19 protein-coding genes are annotated in these 19,010 nt (G+C 62.2%); 9 read left to right on the top strand and 10 right to left on the bottom strand.

Going from position 1 to position 19,010, the window contains the following annotated elements; all coding sequences use genetic code 11:
• Positions 1 to 121: 121 nt before the first annotated feature.
• Together glpX and E5720_RS14645 are read left to right on the top strand one after the other, a co-directional pair.
• Entirely contained in the window at positions 122 to 1,162 is a 1,041-nt protein-coding gene (gene glpX, locus E5720_RS14650; protein WP_136171247.1) for a class II fructose-bisphosphatase, read from the top strand.
• Positions 1,163 to 1,226: 64 nt separating this feature from the next.
• Positions 1,227 to 2,630: a class II fumarate hydratase gene (locus E5720_RS14645; RefSeq protein WP_136171246.1), complete on the top strand. Its 1,404-nt coding sequence runs from the start codon at positions 1,227 to 1,229 to the stop codon at positions 2,628 to 2,630.
• 117 nt (positions 2,631 to 2,747) lie between these two features.
• Here the strand turns inward: E5720_RS14645 and E5720_RS14640 are convergent, their stop codons facing one another.
• Positions 2,748 to 3,605, bottom strand: a complete 858-nt coding sequence (locus E5720_RS14640) for an acyl-ACP desaturase (protein WP_136171245.1) — start codon at positions 3,603 to 3,605, stop codon at positions 2,748 to 2,750.
• A gap of 114 nt (positions 3,606 to 3,719) precedes the next feature.
• Between E5720_RS14640 and E5720_RS14635 the strand changes: the two genes are divergently transcribed.
• Both E5720_RS14635 and E5720_RS14630 read left to right on the top strand, forming a co-directional pair.
• A complete protein-coding gene (locus E5720_RS14635; RefSeq protein WP_136171244.1) occupies positions 3,720 to 3,992 on the top strand; it encodes a hypothetical protein in 273 nt (90 codons plus the stop codon).
• Positions 3,989 to 4,396, top strand: coding sequence for a limonene-1,2-epoxide hydrolase family protein (locus E5720_RS14630; RefSeq protein ID WP_136171243.1), 408 nt, complete (start codon positions 3,989 to 3,991; stop codon positions 4,394 to 4,396). Before E5720_RS14635 ends, E5720_RS14630 begins: the two co-directional genes overlap by 4 nt.
• A gap of 41 nt (positions 4,397 to 4,437) precedes the next feature.
• Here E5720_RS14630 and E5720_RS14625 read toward each other — a convergent pair whose 3' ends face one another.
• The 3 genes from E5720_RS14625 to E5720_RS14615 form a co-directional block, all read right to left on the bottom strand.
• Positions 4,438 to 5,763: a PhoH family protein gene (locus E5720_RS14625; protein ID WP_210729874.1), complete on the bottom strand. Its 1,326-nt coding sequence runs from the start codon at positions 5,761 to 5,763 to the stop codon at positions 4,438 to 4,440.
• A gap of 436 nt (positions 5,764 to 6,199) precedes the next feature.
• A complete protein-coding gene (glyA, locus tag E5720_RS14620; RefSeq protein WP_136171242.1) occupies positions 6,200 to 7,483 on the bottom strand; it encodes a serine hydroxymethyltransferase in 1,284 nt (427 codons plus the stop codon).
• A 44-nt stretch (positions 7,484 to 7,527) separates the two neighbouring features.
• On the bottom strand, positions 7,528 to 8,724 hold the full coding sequence (locus E5720_RS14615; protein ID WP_136171241.1) for a DUF885 domain-containing protein: 1,197 nt from the start codon (positions 8,722 to 8,724) through the stop codon (positions 7,528 to 7,530).
• A gap of 169 nt (positions 8,725 to 8,893) precedes the next feature.
• Here E5720_RS14615 and coaA point away from each other — a divergent pair, with 169 nt between their 5' ends.
• Complete coding sequence (gene coaA / locus E5720_RS14610) at positions 8,894 to 9,817, top strand: type I pantothenate kinase (protein WP_084346084.1); 924 nt, start codon at positions 8,894 to 8,896, stop codon at positions 9,815 to 9,817.
• 8 nt (positions 9,818 to 9,825) lie between these two features.
• Here the strand turns inward: coaA and E5720_RS14605 are convergent, their stop codons facing one another.
• Positions 9,826 to 10,545: an isoprenyl transferase gene (locus E5720_RS14605; protein ID WP_281727925.1), complete on the bottom strand. Its 720-nt coding sequence runs from the start codon at positions 10,543 to 10,545 to the stop codon at positions 9,826 to 9,828.
• 189 nt (positions 10,546 to 10,734) lie between these two features.
• Here E5720_RS14605 and E5720_RS14600 point away from each other — a divergent pair, with 189 nt between their 5' ends.
• Positions 10,735 to 11,400 carry a hemolysin III family protein gene (locus E5720_RS14600; protein ID WP_136171239.1) on the top strand — a complete coding sequence of 222 codons (666 nt, stop codon included), beginning with the start codon at positions 10,735 to 10,737 and terminating at the stop codon, positions 11,398 to 11,400.
• 6 nt (positions 11,401 to 11,406) lie between these two features.
• Here the strand turns inward: E5720_RS14600 and E5720_RS14595 are convergent, their stop codons facing one another.
• Genes E5720_RS14595 through mca form a run of 3 tightly spaced genes read right to left on the bottom strand, consistent with a single transcriptional unit; the run spans position 11,407 to position 14,567 of the window.
• A complete protein-coding gene (locus E5720_RS14595) occupies positions 11,407 to 13,416 on the bottom strand; it encodes a thioredoxin domain-containing protein (protein WP_136171238.1) in 2,010 nt (669 codons plus the stop codon).
• Positions 13,417 to 13,418: 2 nt separating this feature from the next.
• The gene (locus E5720_RS14590) at positions 13,419 to 13,709 is read right to left on the bottom strand and encodes a hypothetical protein (RefSeq protein ID WP_247595974.1); all 291 of its coding nucleotides are present in this window, start codon (positions 13,707 to 13,709) and stop codon (positions 13,419 to 13,421) included.
• The gene (mca, locus tag E5720_RS14585; RefSeq protein ID WP_136172716.1) at positions 13,710 to 14,567 is read right to left on the bottom strand and encodes a mycothiol conjugate amidase Mca; all 858 of its coding nucleotides are present in this window, start codon (positions 14,565 to 14,567) and stop codon (positions 13,710 to 13,712) included.
• A gap of 153 nt (positions 14,568 to 14,720) precedes the next feature.
• On the opposite strand from mca, the gene E5720_RS14580 reads away from it, so the two are divergent.
• The 3 genes from E5720_RS14580 (at position 14,721) to E5720_RS14570 (ending at position 17,236) form a co-directional block, all read left to right on the top strand.
• Positions 14,721 to 15,143: a DUF4307 domain-containing protein gene (locus tag E5720_RS14580; protein ID WP_136171237.1), complete on the top strand. Its 423-nt coding sequence runs from the start codon at positions 14,721 to 14,723 to the stop codon at positions 15,141 to 15,143.
• Positions 15,144 to 15,381: 238 nt separating this feature from the next.
• Entirely contained in the window at positions 15,382 to 15,876 is a 495-nt protein-coding gene (gene greA / locus E5720_RS14575) for a transcription elongation factor GreA (protein ID WP_084346091.1), read from the top strand.
• Positions 15,877 to 15,982: 106 nt separating this feature from the next.
• On the top strand, positions 15,983 to 17,236 hold the full coding sequence (locus E5720_RS14570; protein ID WP_136171236.1) for an alpha/beta hydrolase: 1,254 nt from the start codon (positions 15,983 to 15,985) through the stop codon (positions 17,234 to 17,236).
• Here the strand turns inward: E5720_RS14570 and E5720_RS14565 are convergent.
• Both E5720_RS14565 and E5720_RS14560 read right to left on the bottom strand, forming a co-directional pair.
• Positions 17,226 to 18,020: an ABC transporter permease gene (locus E5720_RS14565; RefSeq protein ID WP_084346093.1), complete on the bottom strand. Its 795-nt coding sequence runs from the start codon at positions 18,018 to 18,020 to the stop codon at positions 17,226 to 17,228. The two genes, E5720_RS14570 and E5720_RS14565, sit on opposite strands and share 11 nt — an antisense overlap.
• Positions 18,017 to 18,985 (bottom strand): ATP-binding cassette domain-containing protein, encoded by a 969-nt coding sequence (locus E5720_RS14560; protein WP_136171235.1) that lies wholly within the window; start codon positions 18,983 to 18,985, stop codon positions 18,017 to 18,019. Before E5720_RS14560 ends, E5720_RS14565 begins: the two co-directional genes overlap by 4 nt.
• Between the last annotated feature and the right edge of the window lie 25 nt (positions 18,986 to 19,010).

Below are 19,010 nucleotides of genomic sequence, written 5' to 3'. Positions count from 1 at the left end.
CCTCCAGTATCCCCGCAGGACGTCGATGCCGGGTCGGCGCATGCCCTCCTCGGCGAACAACGGCGCTGAATGAGATAATCGCGCTGGGTAAGACCCCCACCTACCAGGAGGCTACAAACCGATGACGACCAGCACCGAGTCCACCCGCGCCATGGCGCCAGATCGCAATCTCGCCCTAGAACTCGTACGAGTCACCGAGGCCGGCGCACTCGCCTCGGGCCGCTGGGTAGGACGTGGCGACAAGGAAGGCGGCGACGGAGCAGCGGTGGACGCTATGCGTCAGCTGGTCAGCTCGGTCTCCATGCGCGGCGTCGTCGTGATCGGCGAAGGCGAGAAGGACGAAGCGCCGATGCTCTACAACGGCGAGCAGGTCGGCAACGGCAACGGGCCGGAGGTCGACTTCGCCGTCGACCCCGTCGACGGAACCACGCTGATGGCCAAGGGCATGCCGAACGCGATCTCCGTGCTGGCCGTCGCCGAGCGCGGCGCCATGTTCGACCCCTCGGCGGTGTTCTACATGGAGAAGATTGCCGTCGGGCCCGACTACGCCGATGTCATCGACATCACAGCTCCGGTTGCCGAGAACATCGCTCGGATCGCCAAGGTCAAGAAGGGATCCGCATCCGATGTCACCGTGTGCATCCTGGATCGCCCCCGTCACGCAGAACTGATTCAGGCCGTTCGCGACGCAGGGTCACGCATCCGGCTCATCTCCGACGGTGACGTCGCAGGCGCGATCGCAGCCGCACGTCCCGATTCCGGCACGGATCTGCTGATCGGCATCGGCGGCACCCCCGAGGGCATCATCGCTGCCGCTGCGATGCGTTGCATGGACGGCGCCCTGCAGGGCCGCCTCGCCCCCATGGACGACGAAGAGAAGCAGAAAGCGATCGACGCCGGTCACGACCTCGACCGTGTCCTCAACACCATCGACTTGGTGTCGGGTGAAAACGTATTCTTCACCGCTACCGGCGTCACCGACGGCGATCTGCTGCGCGGCGTGCGCTACGCGGGCGGCGGTGCGCACACTCAGTCCATCGTGATGCGCTCCAAGTCCGGCACCGTTCGAATGATCGACGCGTACCACCGCCTCGAGAAGCTGCGCGAGTACTCCTCGGTCGATTTCGACGGCGACACGAGCGGTCAGGCTCCTTCTTTCTGACGGTTCTGCCAGCGCTCTGACCCAGCACGACAATTACCCGTACCCAACTGGCAAAGTAAGGCTCATGACGCAGACAGACGAACAGCAATTCCGGATCGAGCACGACACCATGGGAGAGGTTCGCGTACCGATCGATGCACTCTGGCGCGCCCAGACGCAGCGAGCGGTCGAGAACTTTCCCATCTCCGGCCGTCCGCTCGAGCGCACTCAGATCCGCGCGATGGGCCTGCTCAAGGCAGCCTGCGCGCAGGTCAACAGGGATCTCGGACTGCTCGACGGAACGCTTGCCGACGCGATCATCGCGGCTGCGAACGAAATCGCCGACGGTCTGCACGACGACCAGTTCCCCATCGACGTCTTTCAGACCGGTTCGGGAACCAGCTCCAACATGAACGCCAACGAGGTCATCGCGTCGATCGCCAAGGCGAAGGGCGTGGAGGTGCACCCCAACGACCACGTCAACATGTCGCAGTCGTCGAACGATACTTTCCCGACGGCTACCCACGTCGCCGCGACCGAGGCAGCGGTCACTTCGCTTGTGCCTGCACTGAAGCACCTGCATTCCGCCCTGGCCGCGAAGGCCGTCGAGTGGAAGACAGTGGTCAAGTCCGGACGCACGCACCTCATGGATGCTGTTCCGGTCACTCTCGGCCAGGAGTTCGGCGGGTACGCCCGTCAGATCGAAGCCGGTATCGAGCGCGTCGAGGCGACCCTGCCACGTTTGGGTGAACTCCCGATCGGCGGCACTGCGGTGGGCACCGGCCTCAACGCTCCCGACGGTTTCGGACCGAAAGTTGTTGCAGCACTGGTCGAGTCGACCGGAATCGAAGCCCTGACCGCAGCCAAGAACGCCTTCGAGGCGCAGGCAGCTCGGGACGGACTCGTCGAGGCATCCGGCGCACTGCGCACCATCGCGGTGTCGCTGACCAAGATCGCCAACGACATTCGTTGGATGGGTTCGGGACCACTCACCGGACTTGGCGAGCTGTCACTTCCCGACCTGCAGCCGGGTAGCTCGATCATGCCAGGCAAGGTCAATCCTGTTCTGCCCGAAGCGGTTACACAGGTCGCCGTGCAGGTCGTCGGCAACGATGCAGCCGTCGCATTCGGTGGCGCCTCGGGTGCCTTCGAGCTCAACGTCTACATCCCGGTGATGGCACGCAACGTGCTCGAGTCCTTCACCTTGCTCGCCAATGTCTCGGTACTGTTCGCCGACAAGTGCATCAGCGGGCTGACCGCCAACGTCGAGCACCTCAAGACCCTCGCCGAGTCCTCGCCGTCCATCGTGACGCCGCTGAACTCCGCCATCGGTTACGAGGAGGCCGCGGCCGTCGCCAAGCAGGCGCTCAAGGAGAAGAAGACGATCCGTCAGACGGTCATCGACCGTGGGCTGATCGGCGACAAGCTCAGCGAGGAAGAACTCGACAAGCGGCTCGACGTGCTGGCCATGGCGAAGGTCAAGGACTGACTTCACCGTTGGTTGCCGGCATCGGCGGTAGCCGCCCTGCATCGGCGTGAATGGCTCGTTCATACGATTGCTTCGTATGAACGAGCCATTCACGCGTTCAGGGGTAGTAAACCCAGCTCAGGCGAATGCGCTCAGCTCGTCGCGCGCCTTGTTGCCCTCGTCGCCGAGGTCGTCGCGGCCGAAGATGTTCCACTCCGCCAGCAATGGCTTGAACACCTTCTCGCTCTGCTGTTCCACCGTGTAGATACCGGCGGCGGCGAGCAATTCGGTGCTGCTGCCCTTACCCGGCAGATCTACCACGGGGATCGAGTACCCATTGATGCGGTCGGCGATAGCGCGCACGGTCTGATCCGGGGCAACGCCGAGTGCTTCGGTGACCATATTCGCGTAGAACTTCGACTGCAGCGCGTCGTCCTGGGCGATCTTCGACAAAATCTTGACCAGAACGGGGTCGCCACCGAGTGCGATCGTATTGTTGTTTCGCAACACAGCCGCCGACTCGTCCACGGCAAAATGCGCGAGGATATCGAGAACGTGAAGGCTGGGCGCGTCGTAGCCTTTCGTCATCTCTTCCATCCGAACGCGTTCGAGAGCGACTGGATCGACAGCGCGAGTCAAGACCAAGAAGTCGCGCAGCGCTATCGACTGACGATTCTCTTCCGACGTCCACCGCCCGGTCCACTTCCACCATGCGCCCTGGCCGGTCAGTGCACGGGCCAGTTCACGGTGGTAGGCGGGCAGATTATCGGCAACGAGGACACTGACCGTGGCAGAGAGAATCTCGACCTCGCTGAGGTGGGATTGTTCGGCCGACCAGTCCTCGCCACCGAGGAACGCGAAGTTCTTGCCGTCGTCCCACGGCGCGAAATCGTGGGGGTGCCAGTCCTCTGCTTCTTCGATGTGTCGGCGCAGATTCTCTTCCACGGCGGGCTCCAGTCGGAGCAACAGGTCACCGTCAGTGAAGTTCGTAGGCATCCGAATACCGTAGCGCCTCGCCCCGAACGTCAAGCCTCGCGCCCCTGACCTCTGTGAATTCTCCCAAATCCCACGCGAGCAGTGTTTACGCTCGTCCCAATACTGGACGAACCGATGGGAGAACTCGTCGGCAAGACACCGCCCACCGATCCGGGTCCCGCACAGCCGCTCACGGCCTACGCCGGGGTATATCGAAATTCGTTCTGGGGTCCTGCGACGGTCACCGAAGACAACGGCACCCTGACGCCCTTGGATGGTGATACGTTCGCCTTCGATGTGCGGAGCGAGAACGCTCCCGACGGCACCGTGTCGCAGGCGACGTTCAACGGAAACACCGTCACGCTCGAGTACTTCGACGGGAACGGACTGGGGAGGTTCACCAAGTGACAGATCTACTGCATTCGACCAAGACTGTCGAGGACATGCTGCGGGCTCTGGCGGAGCGCGACGTCGATCGCGCGGCGGCACTGCTCGACGACGCGATCATCTGGCACAACGTCGGATTTCCGAAAGTGCGTGGCATAGCCCGAGTCCGCAAAGCGCTCGCGGTCATGGCGAAGCCGAACTACGGATTCGACGTCACCATCCACAACATTGCGGCAGACCCCAGCGGCGACGTGGTGCTCACCGAACGCACCGACGTACTGATCTGGCGCCGATTGCGTATCGAGTTCTGGGTGTGTGGCACTTTCGAGCTGCGTGACGGCAAGATCCTCGTGTGGCGGGACTATTTCGACAATCTCGACTTCGCGAAGGCGTTGGTGCGTGGGCTGTGGCGGCTGCGCCCATGAGTGGAAATGCGTCCCGAGGAACGCATTTCCACTCCATGCATCTACGCCCCTGAAGGCCCGAACTCTTCCAGCATCTCCGTAACCAGTGCCGCGATCGGCGAACGCTCGCTTCGGGTGAGGGTGATGTGCGCGAAAAGCGGGTGGCCCTTGAGCTTTTCGATCACCGCTGCGACGCCGTCGTGCCGTCCTACGCGGAGATTGTCACGCTGCGCCACGTCGTGGGTGAGAACGACGCGGGAGCCACTGCCGAGCCTGGACAGAACAGTGAGCAGAACATTGCGTTCGAGTGATTGAGCCTCGTCGACGATCACGAAGGAATCGTGCAGTGATCGTCCACGAATATGGGTGAGCGGCAATACTTCCAGCATTCCGCGTGCAATGACCTCCTCCATCACCTCTGGGCTTACGAGCCCTTCCAAGGTGTCGAACACGGCCTGCCCCCAGGGGCCCATTTTTTCGCTCTCACTGCCGGGTAGGTACCCGAGCTCCTGACCGCCGACCGCGTACAGAGGGCGAAAGACAACCACTTTCCGATGAGTACGACGCTCGAGGACGGCCTCCAGACCTGCGGTCAGTGCCAGCGCAGACTTTCCCGTTCCGGCCTTGCCGCCGAGCGAGACGATGCCGATGCTCTCGTCGAGCAGCAAGTCGAGCGCGACCCGCTGTTCGGCGGAGCGTCCGTGCAAGCCGAATGCTTCGCGTTCGCCGCGCACAAGCTGCACCTGCTTGTCCGCTGTGACACGTCCCAATGCACTCGAACGGCCCCCGAGCAAGCGAACTCCTGTGTGACACGGCATTTCTCGTGCGTCGTCCAGGTCGATGACACCGTCCGCGAACAACCGATCGATGTCGGCCGGCTGCACTTCCAGTTCGGCCATCCCGGTCCAACCCGAAGGCACGACGTCGTGGGCGTGATACTCGTCGGCGGGCAATCCCACCGCACCGGCTTTCACTCGCAGCGGGATGTCCTTGCTGACAAGCACTACTTCTTTGCCCTCGGCCGCCAGGTTGAGTGCGCACGCCAGGATTCGCGAATCGTTGGAGTCGGTACGAAAACCGACAGGCAGAACGGCTGCGTCGGTGTGATTGAGCTCGACCTGCAGTGTGCCGCCCTGCGTGCCGATCGGAACAGGTAGATCGAGCCGACCATGTTCGACGCGAAGGTCGTCGAGCATGCGCAATGACTCCCGCGCGAACCATCCCAGCTCGTGGTGATGGCGTTTACCCTCCAACTCGCTGATGACCACGAGCGGCAGCACCACATTGTGCTCGGCGAAGCGAATAACAGCCCAAGGATCCGACAGTAGAACCGAGGTGTCCAGCACGAATGTCCGAAGAGGGGCGGAAACGGAGCGTGAAGTGGTCACGTGGGGCTCCTATTGTTCGCGCGACGCCACACGAACGCTTGTCGCTCGGCCGGTCGGTCCTGACGTGTCAGCTGACACGAGGACCGGGTGCCGGACCTCTCGCACTCACTAGCTCAGTCACGTATCAGAACCTCCCGCACAGTCAGCTTCCCCGCTGTCTGTTACTGCCGACGGTACCGCCGATTCCGAGGATTGGCGCGGGTAGCAGGGTGCGTGTCGGTGAACACCGCGTTAACCCATCGCACCGTGTCGGAGGGGTCCCTGTCCCCCCGCTCAAATAGTCCATTCGTACGATCGAGGCAATCTCAAGTGGTCGTTGCAACAACCACTTGAAACCGCCCGATTCGTATGAATGGACCATTCAAGCAGGTCGGGCGAGTTGAACAGGCCTGCTAGTCGAACAGGCCGACCTGCCTACTCGGCGAAGAGGTGGCAATCAGCCGATCAGGCCCCAGTCTTCGAGGCCGTCGTAGAGCGGCTTGCTCTGCGCGACCTTGACGACGCGCTCTTTCAATGAATCGCTGGCTTCGCCGGTGGCGAGTGTGGTGCCGATGATGTCGGCGACCTCGGTGAACTCTGCTTCGCCGAAGCCACGCGTCGCGAGTGCCGAGGTGCCGATGCGCAGGCCGGAGGTGACCATCGGCGGGCGCGGATCGAACGGCACGGCGTTGCGGTTGACGGTGATGCCGACCTCGTGGAGGAGGTCCTCGGCCTGTTGGCCGTCGAGCTGGCTGTTACGCAGGTCCACCAGAGCGAGGTGCACATCGGTGCCGCCGGTGAGAACCGAGATTCCCTTGTCCGCGATGTCTTTGCCGTTCAGGCGATCCGCGAGGAGTGCAGCTCCGAGGAGGGTGCGCTCCTGGCGCTCCTTGAACTCCGGCGTCGCAGCGATCTTGAAAGCGACGGCCTTGGCGGCGATCGCATGCATGAGTGGGCCACCCTGCTGGCCGGGGAACACTGCCGAGTTGAGCTTCTTCGCCCATTCCTTCTTCGCGAGGATCAAGCCGGACCGGGGTCCGCCGAGAGTTTTGTGCACGGTCGAGGAGACGACGTCGGCGTAGGGCACGGGCGAGGGATGCAGCCCTGCTGCGACGAGTCCGGCGAAGTGCGCCATATCGACCCACAGCAATGCGCCGACCTCGTCAGCGATGGAACGGAAGGCTTCGAAGTCCTGGAATCGCGGGTAGGCCGACCAGCCGGCGATCAGGACCTGCGGCTTGGCCGCGATGGCCTGCTTGCGCACCTGATCCATATCGATGCGGTGGTCTTCTTTGCTGACGCCGTAGGACTCGACCTCGTACAGCTTGCCGGAGAAGTTCAGCTTCATACCGTGCGTGAGGTGGCCGCCGTGTGCGAGATCGAGGCCCATGATCTTGTCACCCGGGTTGATCAGTGCCATCAGCACTGCCGCGTTGGCCTGCGCACCGGCGTGCGGCTGGACGTTGGCGAACTCGGCGCCGAAGAGTTCCTTGGCACGATTACGAGCGAGGTCCTCGATGACGTCGACGTGCTCGCAGCCGCCGTAGTAGCGACGGCCCGGGTAGCCCTCGGCGTACTTGTTCGTCAGCACGCTGCCCTGTGCTTGCAGGACGGCACGGGGAACGAAGTTCTCCGATGCGATCATCTCGAGCGTGTCACGCTGACGCCCCAGTTCGCCTGCCATGGCCTCGGCGACCTCAGGATCGAGTTCGGCAAGGGACAGGTTGTTGACGTCAGCCATAAGAGGGGTCTCCAAATGAGGGCAGCAATGTGGGCGTCCTTAGTTTACGAGATGCGTAATTGCCCCGGTGTCAGCGGCTCGTCGAGGAGGCGCCCGAACAACGCCGATCGCTCGCTGACGGTCTTGCCCTGAGCCAACCAACCACCGAGAAGTTTGTATCCCTCGACGTATGTGCTGCTGTAGGCACGCCACAACGGCGAGGACAAGAACTTCAGACTTTGCCTAGCACGCTTGGGCGATGCGAGGCCCCATTTCTCCAGGTACGCCGCGACGTCATCCTGGCTCTTGTGTCGATCGTGCAGCAACAATGCCGCGTCCTGCCGCACCCCGAGCAGCTGGCCCGACGCCGTCGACAGCCGCTCGGCCTTGTCCCCGTCGAATCGCAGGCCGAGGTCAGCGTAGATTTCCTGCGCCCATGCTCCCCACCCCGGTCCGACGATCGACTCGAGCGCCAGATCGGCAAGGCCCTCCGCCATCAGGCATTGCGGAGTGTTGACGAGAAACAGGGTCTGTTCCTGCTGCCCGGCACCGACGAGGCCCATCTCTTTCCGGCAATGCTCGGTGTGGTGGCCGGGGTAGGCCTCATGCGCGATGAGGTGCGGGAGGTTCGCCATGTGCTGTTCGAGATCGGAGTTGATGGCCACGGTGGACTTGAAGTCACCGAGGTAATAGTTGAATCCCGACCACGGCTTGTCTCCCACCACCTCATAACGCACCTGTTCGGTCTCGGGCAGTGAATACTCTGCTCGCACACGATCACGCAAAGCACTCGAAAAGGCGTCGACGCAGTCCTGGAGTCGATCGGCCGGGATTATGTCTCCGGCGCGGTGAGCAGCCAGTCGCTCGGCGAGCGAACCCGGACCCGACAACACCTCATCCATCTTTCGGTGTGCCTGCGCGTAGTGATCCTGATCCCCGGGTTCGATGCGGACATCGAAGTATGCGAAGACCTCGTCGACGAAACCGATGTCTTCTCCTGCGAACTTGCGGCCCGAGCATTCCAGCGCACGCAAGTGGACATCGATGAACTCGGCACGTTGCGCCGAAAGGTCGGCATTAGCGAGCTCGGCCCGCAATGCGACGGCCTGCCGCGCTAGGGCAGCCGGATCGGGAGCAGGCGCATTCTCGGTCTGTCGACGCAACTCGGGATCACCGGTGTACGCGTCGACGAAGCCCTTTTCGAGTCGGTCGAATTTCAGACCGAGTTGTAGATACTCACGGACGAGGGAATCGGCGTTCATAAGATCCGACGATAGTGGCCGCAGCGAGATGAACGAACAGTGAACTACCCCGCCCGTGTGAGTATCAGTGGCACCAAGCACAATCTGAAGCCATGCGACTTCAGTGTCCCTCGTGCGCCTGGTGCGTACTTCCAGGTACGCACCAGGCACACGAGGTGTGTACCTCCGAATGAGCGAACCCAGCCCCTACGTCGAATTCGATCGCGCCCAGTGGCGCACTCTTCGGCAGTCGACGCCACTGGTGCTCACCGAGGAAGAACTCGTCGGCCTCCGCGGCTTGGGTGAGCAGATCGATCTCGAAGAAGTCGCCGAGGTGTATCTCCCTCTGGCCCGACTCATTCACCTCCAGGTCGCTGCACGGCAACGGCTGTTCGCGGCCACTGCAACATTTCTCGGAGAGAAGCACCCGGATCGTCAGGTGCCCTTCGTCATCGGAGTCGCCGGCAGTGTCGCGGTCGGAAAGTCGACGACAGCCCGAGTTCTGCAAGCACTCCTCGCGCGGTGGGACCACCATCCGCGCGTCGATCTGGTCACCACCGACGGTTTCCTGTATTCGACGACAGAGTTGATGCGTCGCGGGATCCTGCACCGTAAGGGATTTCCCGAGAGCTACGATCGGCGCAAGCTGCTCCGCTTCGTCACCGAGGTGAAGTCGGGAGCCGAAGAGGTTGCCGCACCGGTCTATTCGCACGTATCCTACGACATTCTGAAGGGCCAGTTCCACATGGTTCGTCAGCCGGACATTCTCATCGTCGAAGGCCTCAACGTGCTGCAGACCGGGTCACGTTTGATGGTCTCGGATCTGTTCGACTTCTCGATCTACGTCGACGCCAGAATCGAGGACATCGAACGCTGGTACGTGAAGCGCTTTCTCGCGCTGCGTAAGACGTCGTTCGCCGATCCCGACGCGCACTTTCATCACTACGCGAATCTGCCCGACGAGCACGCACGTATGGCCGCCGAAGATCTCTGGCACTCGATCAATCTGCCGAACCTCGTCGAGAACATTCTGCCGACGCGTCCTCGGGCCACGATGGTGCTGCGCAAGGACAGCGATCACGCCATCAACAGGCTCCGATTACGCAAATTGTAGATCGGTCTTCAGATTCCGAATCGACGATGCCTGGCTGCATAATCACGCAGCGCTCGAAGGAAGTCGACTCGGCGGAATTCGGGCCAGTACGCCTCGGTGAACCAGATTTCCGAGTACGCGCTCTGCCACAGCAGAAATCCGGAGAGCCGTTGTTCACCCGAAGTGCGAATCACCAGATCTGGATCTGGCTGACCGGAGGTGTAGAGGTGAGTATCGATGCCGTCGACGTCGATGGATTTCACCAAGTCGTCTCCGGTGAGTCCCTCGGCGATCTTCTCTCTTACCAATAACTGGACTGCGTCGGCGATTTCCTGACGACCGCCGTAGCCCACTGCGACGTTGACATGCGTTCCGCTTCGCCCCGCGGTACGAGCGGCGGCCTCTTCGAGCCTGCGCGCCGTCGACGGTGGAAGTAGCTCGAGGGTGCCGACGATCTTGACACCCCAGTTCTGCTCGGGTCCGCAGATCTCCTCGACGACGTCGGTGATGATCTCGAGCAGTGAATCGAGCTCGTCGGGGTCGCGGGACAGATTTTCGGTGGAGAGTAGATAGATGGTGGCCATCTCGATTCCCGCGGCGTCGCACCAACCGAGCATCTCAGCGATCTTCAGTGCACCCATGCGATGACCGTGCGCGACGTCGGTGAAGCCGTTCTCACGTGCCCATCGGCGATTTCCATCACACATCACTGCAACGTGACGCGGATGGCGCATGCCGTCGAGCTGCATGAGCAAGCGCCGCTCGTACACGTTGTACAGCACGTTACGTACGTTCGTCGGGAGAATTTTCACCGAGACATCACCACAGTCGGATCACCACGGAGCACAACCTTACGCCGACGCAACGAAGCTACTCGCCGGTAGAGTACGGACCGAACCTACGGTTGCGTAGGTTCGGAGTCGAGAGGAAGTGATCGCATGACGATGTTCGGGATCGACCAACTACCCGCGAAACCTCGGATGCGCGGGTGGATTCATCTCTACGCTTTCGCGGTCTCCGTCGTGGCAGGCATCGTCCTCGTGACGTTGGCCTTCAGCTTGGTCTCCGTCAGTGCCGGAATCGCGACGGCGGTCTACGCGAGCACCGTCTGCGGTGTCTTCGGAGTGAGCGCTACTTACCACCGAATTCACTGGAAGACTCCTGCCACTCGCACGTGGATGAAGCGTGCCGATCACTCGATGATCTTTCTGTTCATCGCCGGCAGCTACACGCCGTTCGCGGTACTCGGACTCCCGGCAGCAACCGGCAGAACCCTGCTGATCGTCGTCTGGATCGGTGCACTCAGCGGCGTCGCACTCAAGATGCTGTGGCCTCTCGCACCCGTCTGGGTGGGCGTACCGCTGTACCTGATTCTCGGCTGGGCCATCGTGCCGGTCGCACCGACGCTGATCGAGCAAGTGGGCTTCGCACCGTTCATTCTTTTGCTTGTCGGCGGTATCCTGTACAGCATCGGAGCCATCCTGTATGCGACGAAGTGGCCAAATCCTTGGCCCACTACGTTCGGGCATCACGAGTTCTTCCACGCGGCCACTGTGCTTGCCGCGATCTGCCACCTCGTCGCCGTGTGGTTGGTGCTGTTCTAGCCAGGGTCAGCGCTGCAATGCTGCGATGAGCTCGGCCTCGGTAGTGGCGGGGCGATCACACACGAATCCGCGACACACGTACGCCGCCTCGTTACCGTCGACCATGGGTCGATCCGTCAGCAGCGCGCTGGAGTTCTCCGCTCCGGCCATGATCGTCGTACCTCCGGGAGCGTGCGCCCGAGCAACGGCGAGCAGCCTACTTTTCCCGACGCTCGACACGGCCACCTGCAGTGGTCCCCGCACCGACGCCTCGGCGACGGTGAGCCAGTGCCCTCCCGATCGTGGTGCCCGCTCCAGAATCAGAGCCGCACGGGCGAGCCCGGCCGAGGCGAGCTCTCCGTATCGCGCCGACATTTCGGGCGGCACAAGCGCCTCTGCCGTCAGAAGAGCCTCCGTCACCGTCGATGCTCCCGACGGGGTTGCATTGTCGAGTGGGTCTCGCGGCCTCGTCACCAATACTTCGGCGTCATCGGCGGTATCGAACCAACTGCCTGAATGATCCGGGTCGGCGAAGTGTTCGATCGCAGCGTCGAGAATCGCCTGCGCCCGAATCGACCAGATCTCCTCGCCGGTGGCCTGGAGAAGCGCCAGCGAGCCGACAGCGAGGCAGGAGTAGTCCTCGAGCACGCCAGTTGCGACGCCGACGTGCGTGCCGAGTGAGGCGCGTCGCAGTCGTCCGTTCTCGAAGTGTGTCGCGAAGATCTGTTCACCGCAGGTGACAGCGGCATCGACCCACTCCGGCCGTCCCAGTCCCGCACCCACTTCGGCGAGTGCTGTGATTGCCAGGCCGTTCCAGGCGGTGACCACCTTGTCATCGCGGCCTGGCTGCGGGCGTTGATCTCGAACCGAAAGCAGCAGTTCGGCCACGCGCCGGTACCGCTCGAGATCGTCAGGATCCTCGGGCAACTGCAGAACCGACATGCCGGCTTCGAATGTCCCGGCGCTGTCGACGACGAACAGGCCTGCCGCCCAGACACCATCTTCGAATCCGAGAACGTCCACGAGCTGTTCCGGCGTCCACGCGTAGGTCGATCCCTCCACACCGTCGGTGTCGGCATCGAGAGCGGAGGCGAAACACCCATTGTCGGTTCGCAGTTCGCGTAGCAGGAAGCCCGCGGTCGCCTCGGCTACGCGAACGGCCAGCGGATCCCCCGTCACCCGGGCGAGGTGCCCGTACAACCGAAGTAGAATCGCGTTGTCATAGAGCATTTTCTCGAAGTGCGGCACGACCCATTCCGCGTCGACCGAGTAGCGCGCGAACCCGCCACCGAGCTGGTCATAGATTCCGCCGCGAGCCATTGCGGCCGCGGTGCGTTCGACCGTCTCGAGTGCCGCGGCCGAGCCCGTGCGCTCGTAATGACGCAGTAGGCCCTCCAACAGTGCACCCGGCGGAAACTTGGGTGCCCCGCCGAAGCCACCACGATCGACGTCTTCGTCCTCGAGTACCGAGGCCACGGCGTCTGCCATCAGGTCGGAGTCGATCGGACGCTGCGATGTCGGCATCTGTCCGGAGTTGTTTCTGAGGGCAGCAACGATCGCAGCGGATGCGTCGAACACTTCTTCCCGACGCGTACTCCAGGTGTCCGATATCGCGGTCAGCAACTGCTCGAACGAGGGCATACCACCGCGCGGTCTGGGCGGGAAGTAAGTGCCGCAGTAGAACGGTTCGGCGTCGGGTGTCAGCAAGCACGTCATCGGCCAGCCGCCCTGACCCGTCATTGCCACCGTCGCGTTCATGTAGACGGCGTCGAGGTCGGGCCGTTCCTCACGATCGACCTTGATGCACACGAAGTTGGCGTTCATCAGCGCCGCGACCGTCTCGTCCTCGAACGATTCGTGCGCCATCACGTGACACCAATGACAGGCCGAATAACCGATCGAGAGCAGGATCGGAACATCGCGTTCGACTGCAGAATGCAACGCCTCGGGCGACCACTGCTGCCAATGCACCGGATTGTCCGCGTGCTGAAGCAAGTAAGGGCTGGTCGATACTCCGAGTGCGTTGGCACCGAGCACGGCTAAGTCTCGTCCTTGTCGGCCCGCTTGTCCGTGGTCGAAGACTTGTCCGCGGTCGACGTCTCGAGCGGGTTTACCGTCAGCGCGCCGCGATCGGTCCCCTCGTCGAGTTCTTGATCGGGCCTCGGGTCTTCCTTCTCGAAAGTTGCGGGCAACTTCTTGATCTTTTTGTTCATCGACCAGATCAGCAGAGCCGTACCGACGAGAAGCGCAACGATGATCACCAGCCCGACGGGCGAGGATTTACCGAACTCCGGGCCGGTCGGCTGCTGGGCCAATAGCGAGATGATCACTCAGACGTCCTTCGTTTCGATGCCGGCGAACAGATCGGTTTCGGGCAACGACGTCTTGACCCGCGTCTGCGCCAGTTCGAACTCTTCGGTGGGCCAGAGTTTGCGCTGCACATCGACGGGTACGGCAAAGAACACCCCGTTCGGATCGATCTGCGTCGCATGCGCCCGCAAAGCGTCGTCGCGTTGCTCGAAATATTCGTCAGCAGTGACCTGCGTGGTGATTCTCTCCATGATTTCGTCGCGATCCGTAGTCCACCGTTTCAACCAGTCGGCGAAAGGGCTCTCTTCGCCGCGATCGACGAACCAGTCGTTGAACAGTTGCATCCTTTTACGGAGGAAACCGTGCGAGTAATAGAGCTTGAGTGGCGTCCACGGTTCCCCGGCGTCGGGGAACTTCGTGGGATCACCTGCGGCTTCGTAGGCCGCAACCGATACCTCGTGACACCTGATGTGGTCCGGGTGCGGGTATCCGCCCTTTTCGTCGTACGTAGTCATCACGTGCGGTTTGAATTCGCGAACAACTCTGACCAGGGCCTCGGTGGACTCTTCGAGGGGAACCAGCGCAAAGCACCCCTCGGGCAGTGGGGGCAGCGGGTCGCCCTCGGGCAAACCCGAATCGACGAAACCGAGCCAGTGTTGGCGTACCCCGAGAATGCGGGCAGCCTCCGCCATCTCTTCCCGTCGCACTTCCTCGATGCGATCGTTCACACCGGGGATGTCCATCGCTGGATTGAGGATGTCTCCTCGCTCACCACCGGTCAACGTCACGACCAGGACATCGTTGTTCTCGGCGGCATACCGAGCGGTCGTAGCTGCGCCCTTGCTCGATTCGTCGTCGGGATGGGCGTGCACCGCCATGAGCCGTAGTCCGGACACGTTCTTTCCTCACCTCAGCTTCGCCTGCTTCTTCCCTACACATATAGTTCCACTTGGCGCTGACACAACGCGCACCGGCTGCCGTAGATCCACAGCGAACACCGAGTTCCCCCGACCTTCACGACGAAAGCATGCATGACTTCCACGCTCCCCGAAGGCCGATATCCCGCGTCGACGTCACGTTCGGTCTCCCGCCGCACCAAGAACCTGCTGCTTATCGTGGTTCTCCTCGCCGGCCTGGGGATCGCATACATCGGGTATGTGAAGTTTTCGGTGAAAGACATCGAGGGAACAGCCCTCGCGTTCGACCTGCTCGACGATTCCACCGTCTCCATTCGTTTCAGCGTCACGCGCGCAGATCCGCAGGACGACGCGGTCTGTATCGTGCGGGCGCGTTCGCGTGACGGATCGGAAACCGGACGTCGAGAGGTACTCGTACCCGGCTCGGACGCACGCGAAGTCGAGGTAAAGTCTGAGATACGTACTTCTCGACCGCCCGCCGTCGGCGACATCTACGGATGCAGCCTGAAAGTCCCCGATTATTTGCGTGCAGGCTGACCTAGCGCCTGCTCGTGGTAAGATCGGCCGGTACACGGTTCCGCTTTGGAGCCGTGTATTGCTGCATTGACGGCCAGGGCGGCACTGTGGCCCGCGGCTGACGCTGCGCTCCAGTGGCTCAAAAAACGGGCCTACAACGCCTGGGAATCTGCACACTGCAATCCCCAGGGTTGCCGCGTGCGCCGTCCGCATAAAACGGGGAGTCCACCGCGACTTCTACTACAAGGGAGTGATCGAGATGACCGAGACCCAGGTGACCTGGCTTACCCAGGAGTCCCACGACAGGCTCAAGAGCGAACTCGACCAACTCATTTCCAATCGTCCGATCATCGCCGCCGAAATCAACGAGCGACGCGAAGAGGGCGATCTGAAAGAGAACGGCGGCTACCACGCGGCACGCGAGGACCAGGGTCAGCAGGAAGCCCGTATTCGCCAGCTGCAGGAACTGTTGAACTCCGCCAAGGTCGGCGAGGCGCCCACCCAGTCCGGTGTAGCTCTCCCCGGGTCCGTGGTGAAGGTCTACTACGACGGTGACGAGTCCGACGCCGAGACTTTCCTCATCGCCACCCGCGAAGAGGGTTCCACCGACTCCAAGCTCGAGGTCTACTCCCCTAGCTCTCCGCTGGGTGGTTCACTCATCAACGCCAAAGTCGGCGACACCCGCCAGTACACGCTGCCGAACGGCAAGATCATGAAGGTCACGCTCGTCAGCGCAGAGCCTTACCACTCGTAGACATTGGTCTCGATTCAGTCGAGTTTCCCCGGCCGGTAGTCATCCGACCGGGGAAACTTGCGTTATATGACCGACACCGAACGCGGTCACGGCGCACACTTGGACTATGGATGCCGTGTCCCTGCAGGTCGACCCAGTCGAAGGTCCTATCGACGGCCCCACCACCTTCCGTGTTCTGGGTGTTGCACCCGGCCTCCCGGTCCATCTCGATATAGCGACGGTGGATGCGAACAACCACCACTGGGTGTCACATCAGGACTACAACATCGATGCCGACGGTCGGCTGTTGATCACCGACCCCGATCGACCGTGGTGGAACATGTTCTTCGTCGACGAAGGCGTCGTACCCGTCACCTTCGCCGGATCGGACGGCGGACTCGACTATCGAATCTCGGTGCACGCAGTGGAGGGGTCGTCCAGCACCACAGTGCGTCGCACCTGGGGCGGAGACCTGGTTCGCGAGGATCTCGCGGGTGTCGGGTGGCGACTGCGGATCTACCTGCCCGATACCGGCGACCATGTGCTCGCCGGGGTCATCGTTCTCCCCGGCACCACGGGCGCAAGAATGGCAGCGCCCACCGCAGCACTGCTCGCTTCACATGGATACGTGGCAGCCGTGCTGTCCTATATGGACGACACCGGCCTCCCCGAGCAGTTCGAGGAGATTCCGGTGGAAGCGATCGCCGCAGGAATGGCAGCTTTTGCCGGCCACGAACGCGTCGACTCACATCGCATTGCGGTCTACTCCTGCTCGGTCGGGGTATCGGTGGCGTTGTCCGCTTTGGCCCGCACTCCGAGCCTCCCGGTCCGCGGCGTCATCGCCATGGCGCCCTCCCACGTGGTCCTCCAAGCCCGGTCCAACAGTGGACCTCCACCCCGCACGTCTTCGCTGACCGTCGGCGGTCAACCGTTGCCGTACATGCCTATTCGAAGCGAACGGCTCATCGGGCAGCTGATCAAGACGGCGGCCCGAAGGGTCTTCTCGACCGGACCGACCTCGAAAGCCCTGTCGCTACGACCCGCATACGCTGCCGGATTGAAAAACGACAAAGACGTATACGACGCGACCATCCCCGTCGAGAGGATCGACGCTCCGCTGCTTGCGATCGCCGGCGATGACGACGCGGCGTACCCGTCCGACCGGATGGCGCGCGCGTTGATCGCCAGACGCAAACGCAATACGGATAGGTTGCTGATCCTGCCGAATGCCGGTCACGTTCTGCGTCCCCCCGCAACGCCCACGACCGTCGACCGTAACTACAACACTGTGTCCGGTGGAACGCCCGCAGGCACCGCGAAGGCGCAGCGTCGGATGTGGACCGAGGTTCTGGATTTCCTCGAGACCAGCCTCAAGCAGTAAGCGTTCTCTCGTACTTACGCACCGACAACGGCACGAAGACCACCAGTAGCACGACCACCCAAATGAGGGTATAGAGCACTGGGTTCTGCAGTGGCCACACATCCGGCGGCGGTGCCAAAGGACTTGTGTTGCCGAACAACTCGCGTACCGCCTGGACGGTCGAGGAGATCGGATTCCATTCGGCGATCGCTTTGAGCACCGGTGGGAAGCCGTCGATAGGCACGAATGTGTTCGCGATGAAGGTGACGGGGAATATGACGATGAACGACGCATTGTTGAAGATTTCCGGTGACCTCACCGACAGCCCGACGAACGCCATCACCCACGAGATCGAGTAAGCGAACAACAGCAGCAGTACGTACCCCGCCAAAGCCTCGAAGAACGACGTCGTAATGCGCCAGCCAACGATCAAACCGGTGATGGACATGATCGTGATGGTCACCAAGTTGTTGCCCACGTCGGCGGCAGTTCGTCCGATGACCACGGCCGAGCGTGCCATCGGCAGCGAACGGAATCTGTCCATCACACCCTTTTGCAGATCCTCTGCCAGCGAAGATCCGGTGATCGTGGCACCGAAGATCATCGTCTGAACGAAGATGCCGCCCATCAGGAAGCTCTTGTAGTCGCCGCCGCCTGGAATGTCGACGGCACTGCCGAACACGTACGCGAACAGCAGCACGAACATGATGGGTGACAGCGTCGCGAAGACCAGCAGATCCGGAACCCGCTTGATCTTGATCAGATTGCGTTTGCCGATGATCAGTGAATCGCGCACAACACTCATTTGTCTACCTCCACTGCCGCGTCCGACACGGTCGCATGGCCGGTGAGACTGAGGAATACGTCGTCCAGGTTGGGGCGCCGCAAGCCGACGTCGACCACGGAGATAGCGGCTTCGCGCAGCTTCAACAGTGCCGTCGTCAAGTCGTCCGCGCCACCGTCTACCGACATGACGATTCGGCGGGCCTGCGCGTCCCACTGCGGTTCGTCGACACCGATCGGAGCCAGCAATTCATGAGCGCGTGCCCGATCGTCAGGGTCGGTGAGTACGAACTCGAGACGCTCGCCGCCGACCTGCGCCTTCAGCTGATCAGCGGTACCCTCGGCGATGATCGACCCCTTGTCGAGGACGATGATCTTGTCTGCCAACCGGTCTGCTTCCTCCAAGTACTGCGTGGTCAACAGAATGGTCGTGCCATCCTTGACCAGATCGGAGATGAAGTCCCACATGCCGATTCGGCTTCGCGGATCGAGACCGGTTGTAGGCTCGTCGAGAAACAGCACCTGCGGCCGACCGATGAGACTGGCAGCGATGTCGAGGCGTCTACGCATACCGCCCGAATACTGCTTGGCTGTGCGGTCACGAGCATCGAGCAGATCGAACCGTTCCAGCAGAGTGTCCGCGCGCGAGCGCGCCTCGGCCTTCTTCAGCCCGAACAGGCGACCGACCATCTCTAGATTCTCGTAACCGGTGAGATACTCGTCGACCGCCGCGAACTGGCCGGTCAACCCGATGGTGGACCGGACCTCGTCTGCTTGCTTTCCGACGTCGAGGCCGAATACTTTCGCGGTTCCAGACGTCGCCTTCAATAACGTCGCCAAGATGCGAACCGCCGTCGTCTTGCCTGCGCCGTTCGGTCCCAGAACTCCGAGAACCGTTCCCTCCGGCACCGAGAAGCTGATCCCGTTGAGCGCGACGTTCTTCCCGTACTCGAGTACGAGATTGTCTACTTCGACGGCATTTGCCACGACATACCCTCCCCTGTCTTTGTCA

It is taken from the genome of Rhodococcus sp. PAMC28707 (genome assembly GCF_004795915.1).
GTDB lineage: Bacteria > Actinomycetota > Actinomycetes > Mycobacteriales > Mycobacteriaceae > Rhodococcoides.
The sequence above is the reverse complement of the archived record's forward strand: the minus strand, read 5'-3'. Positions and strand labels throughout refer to the sequence as shown.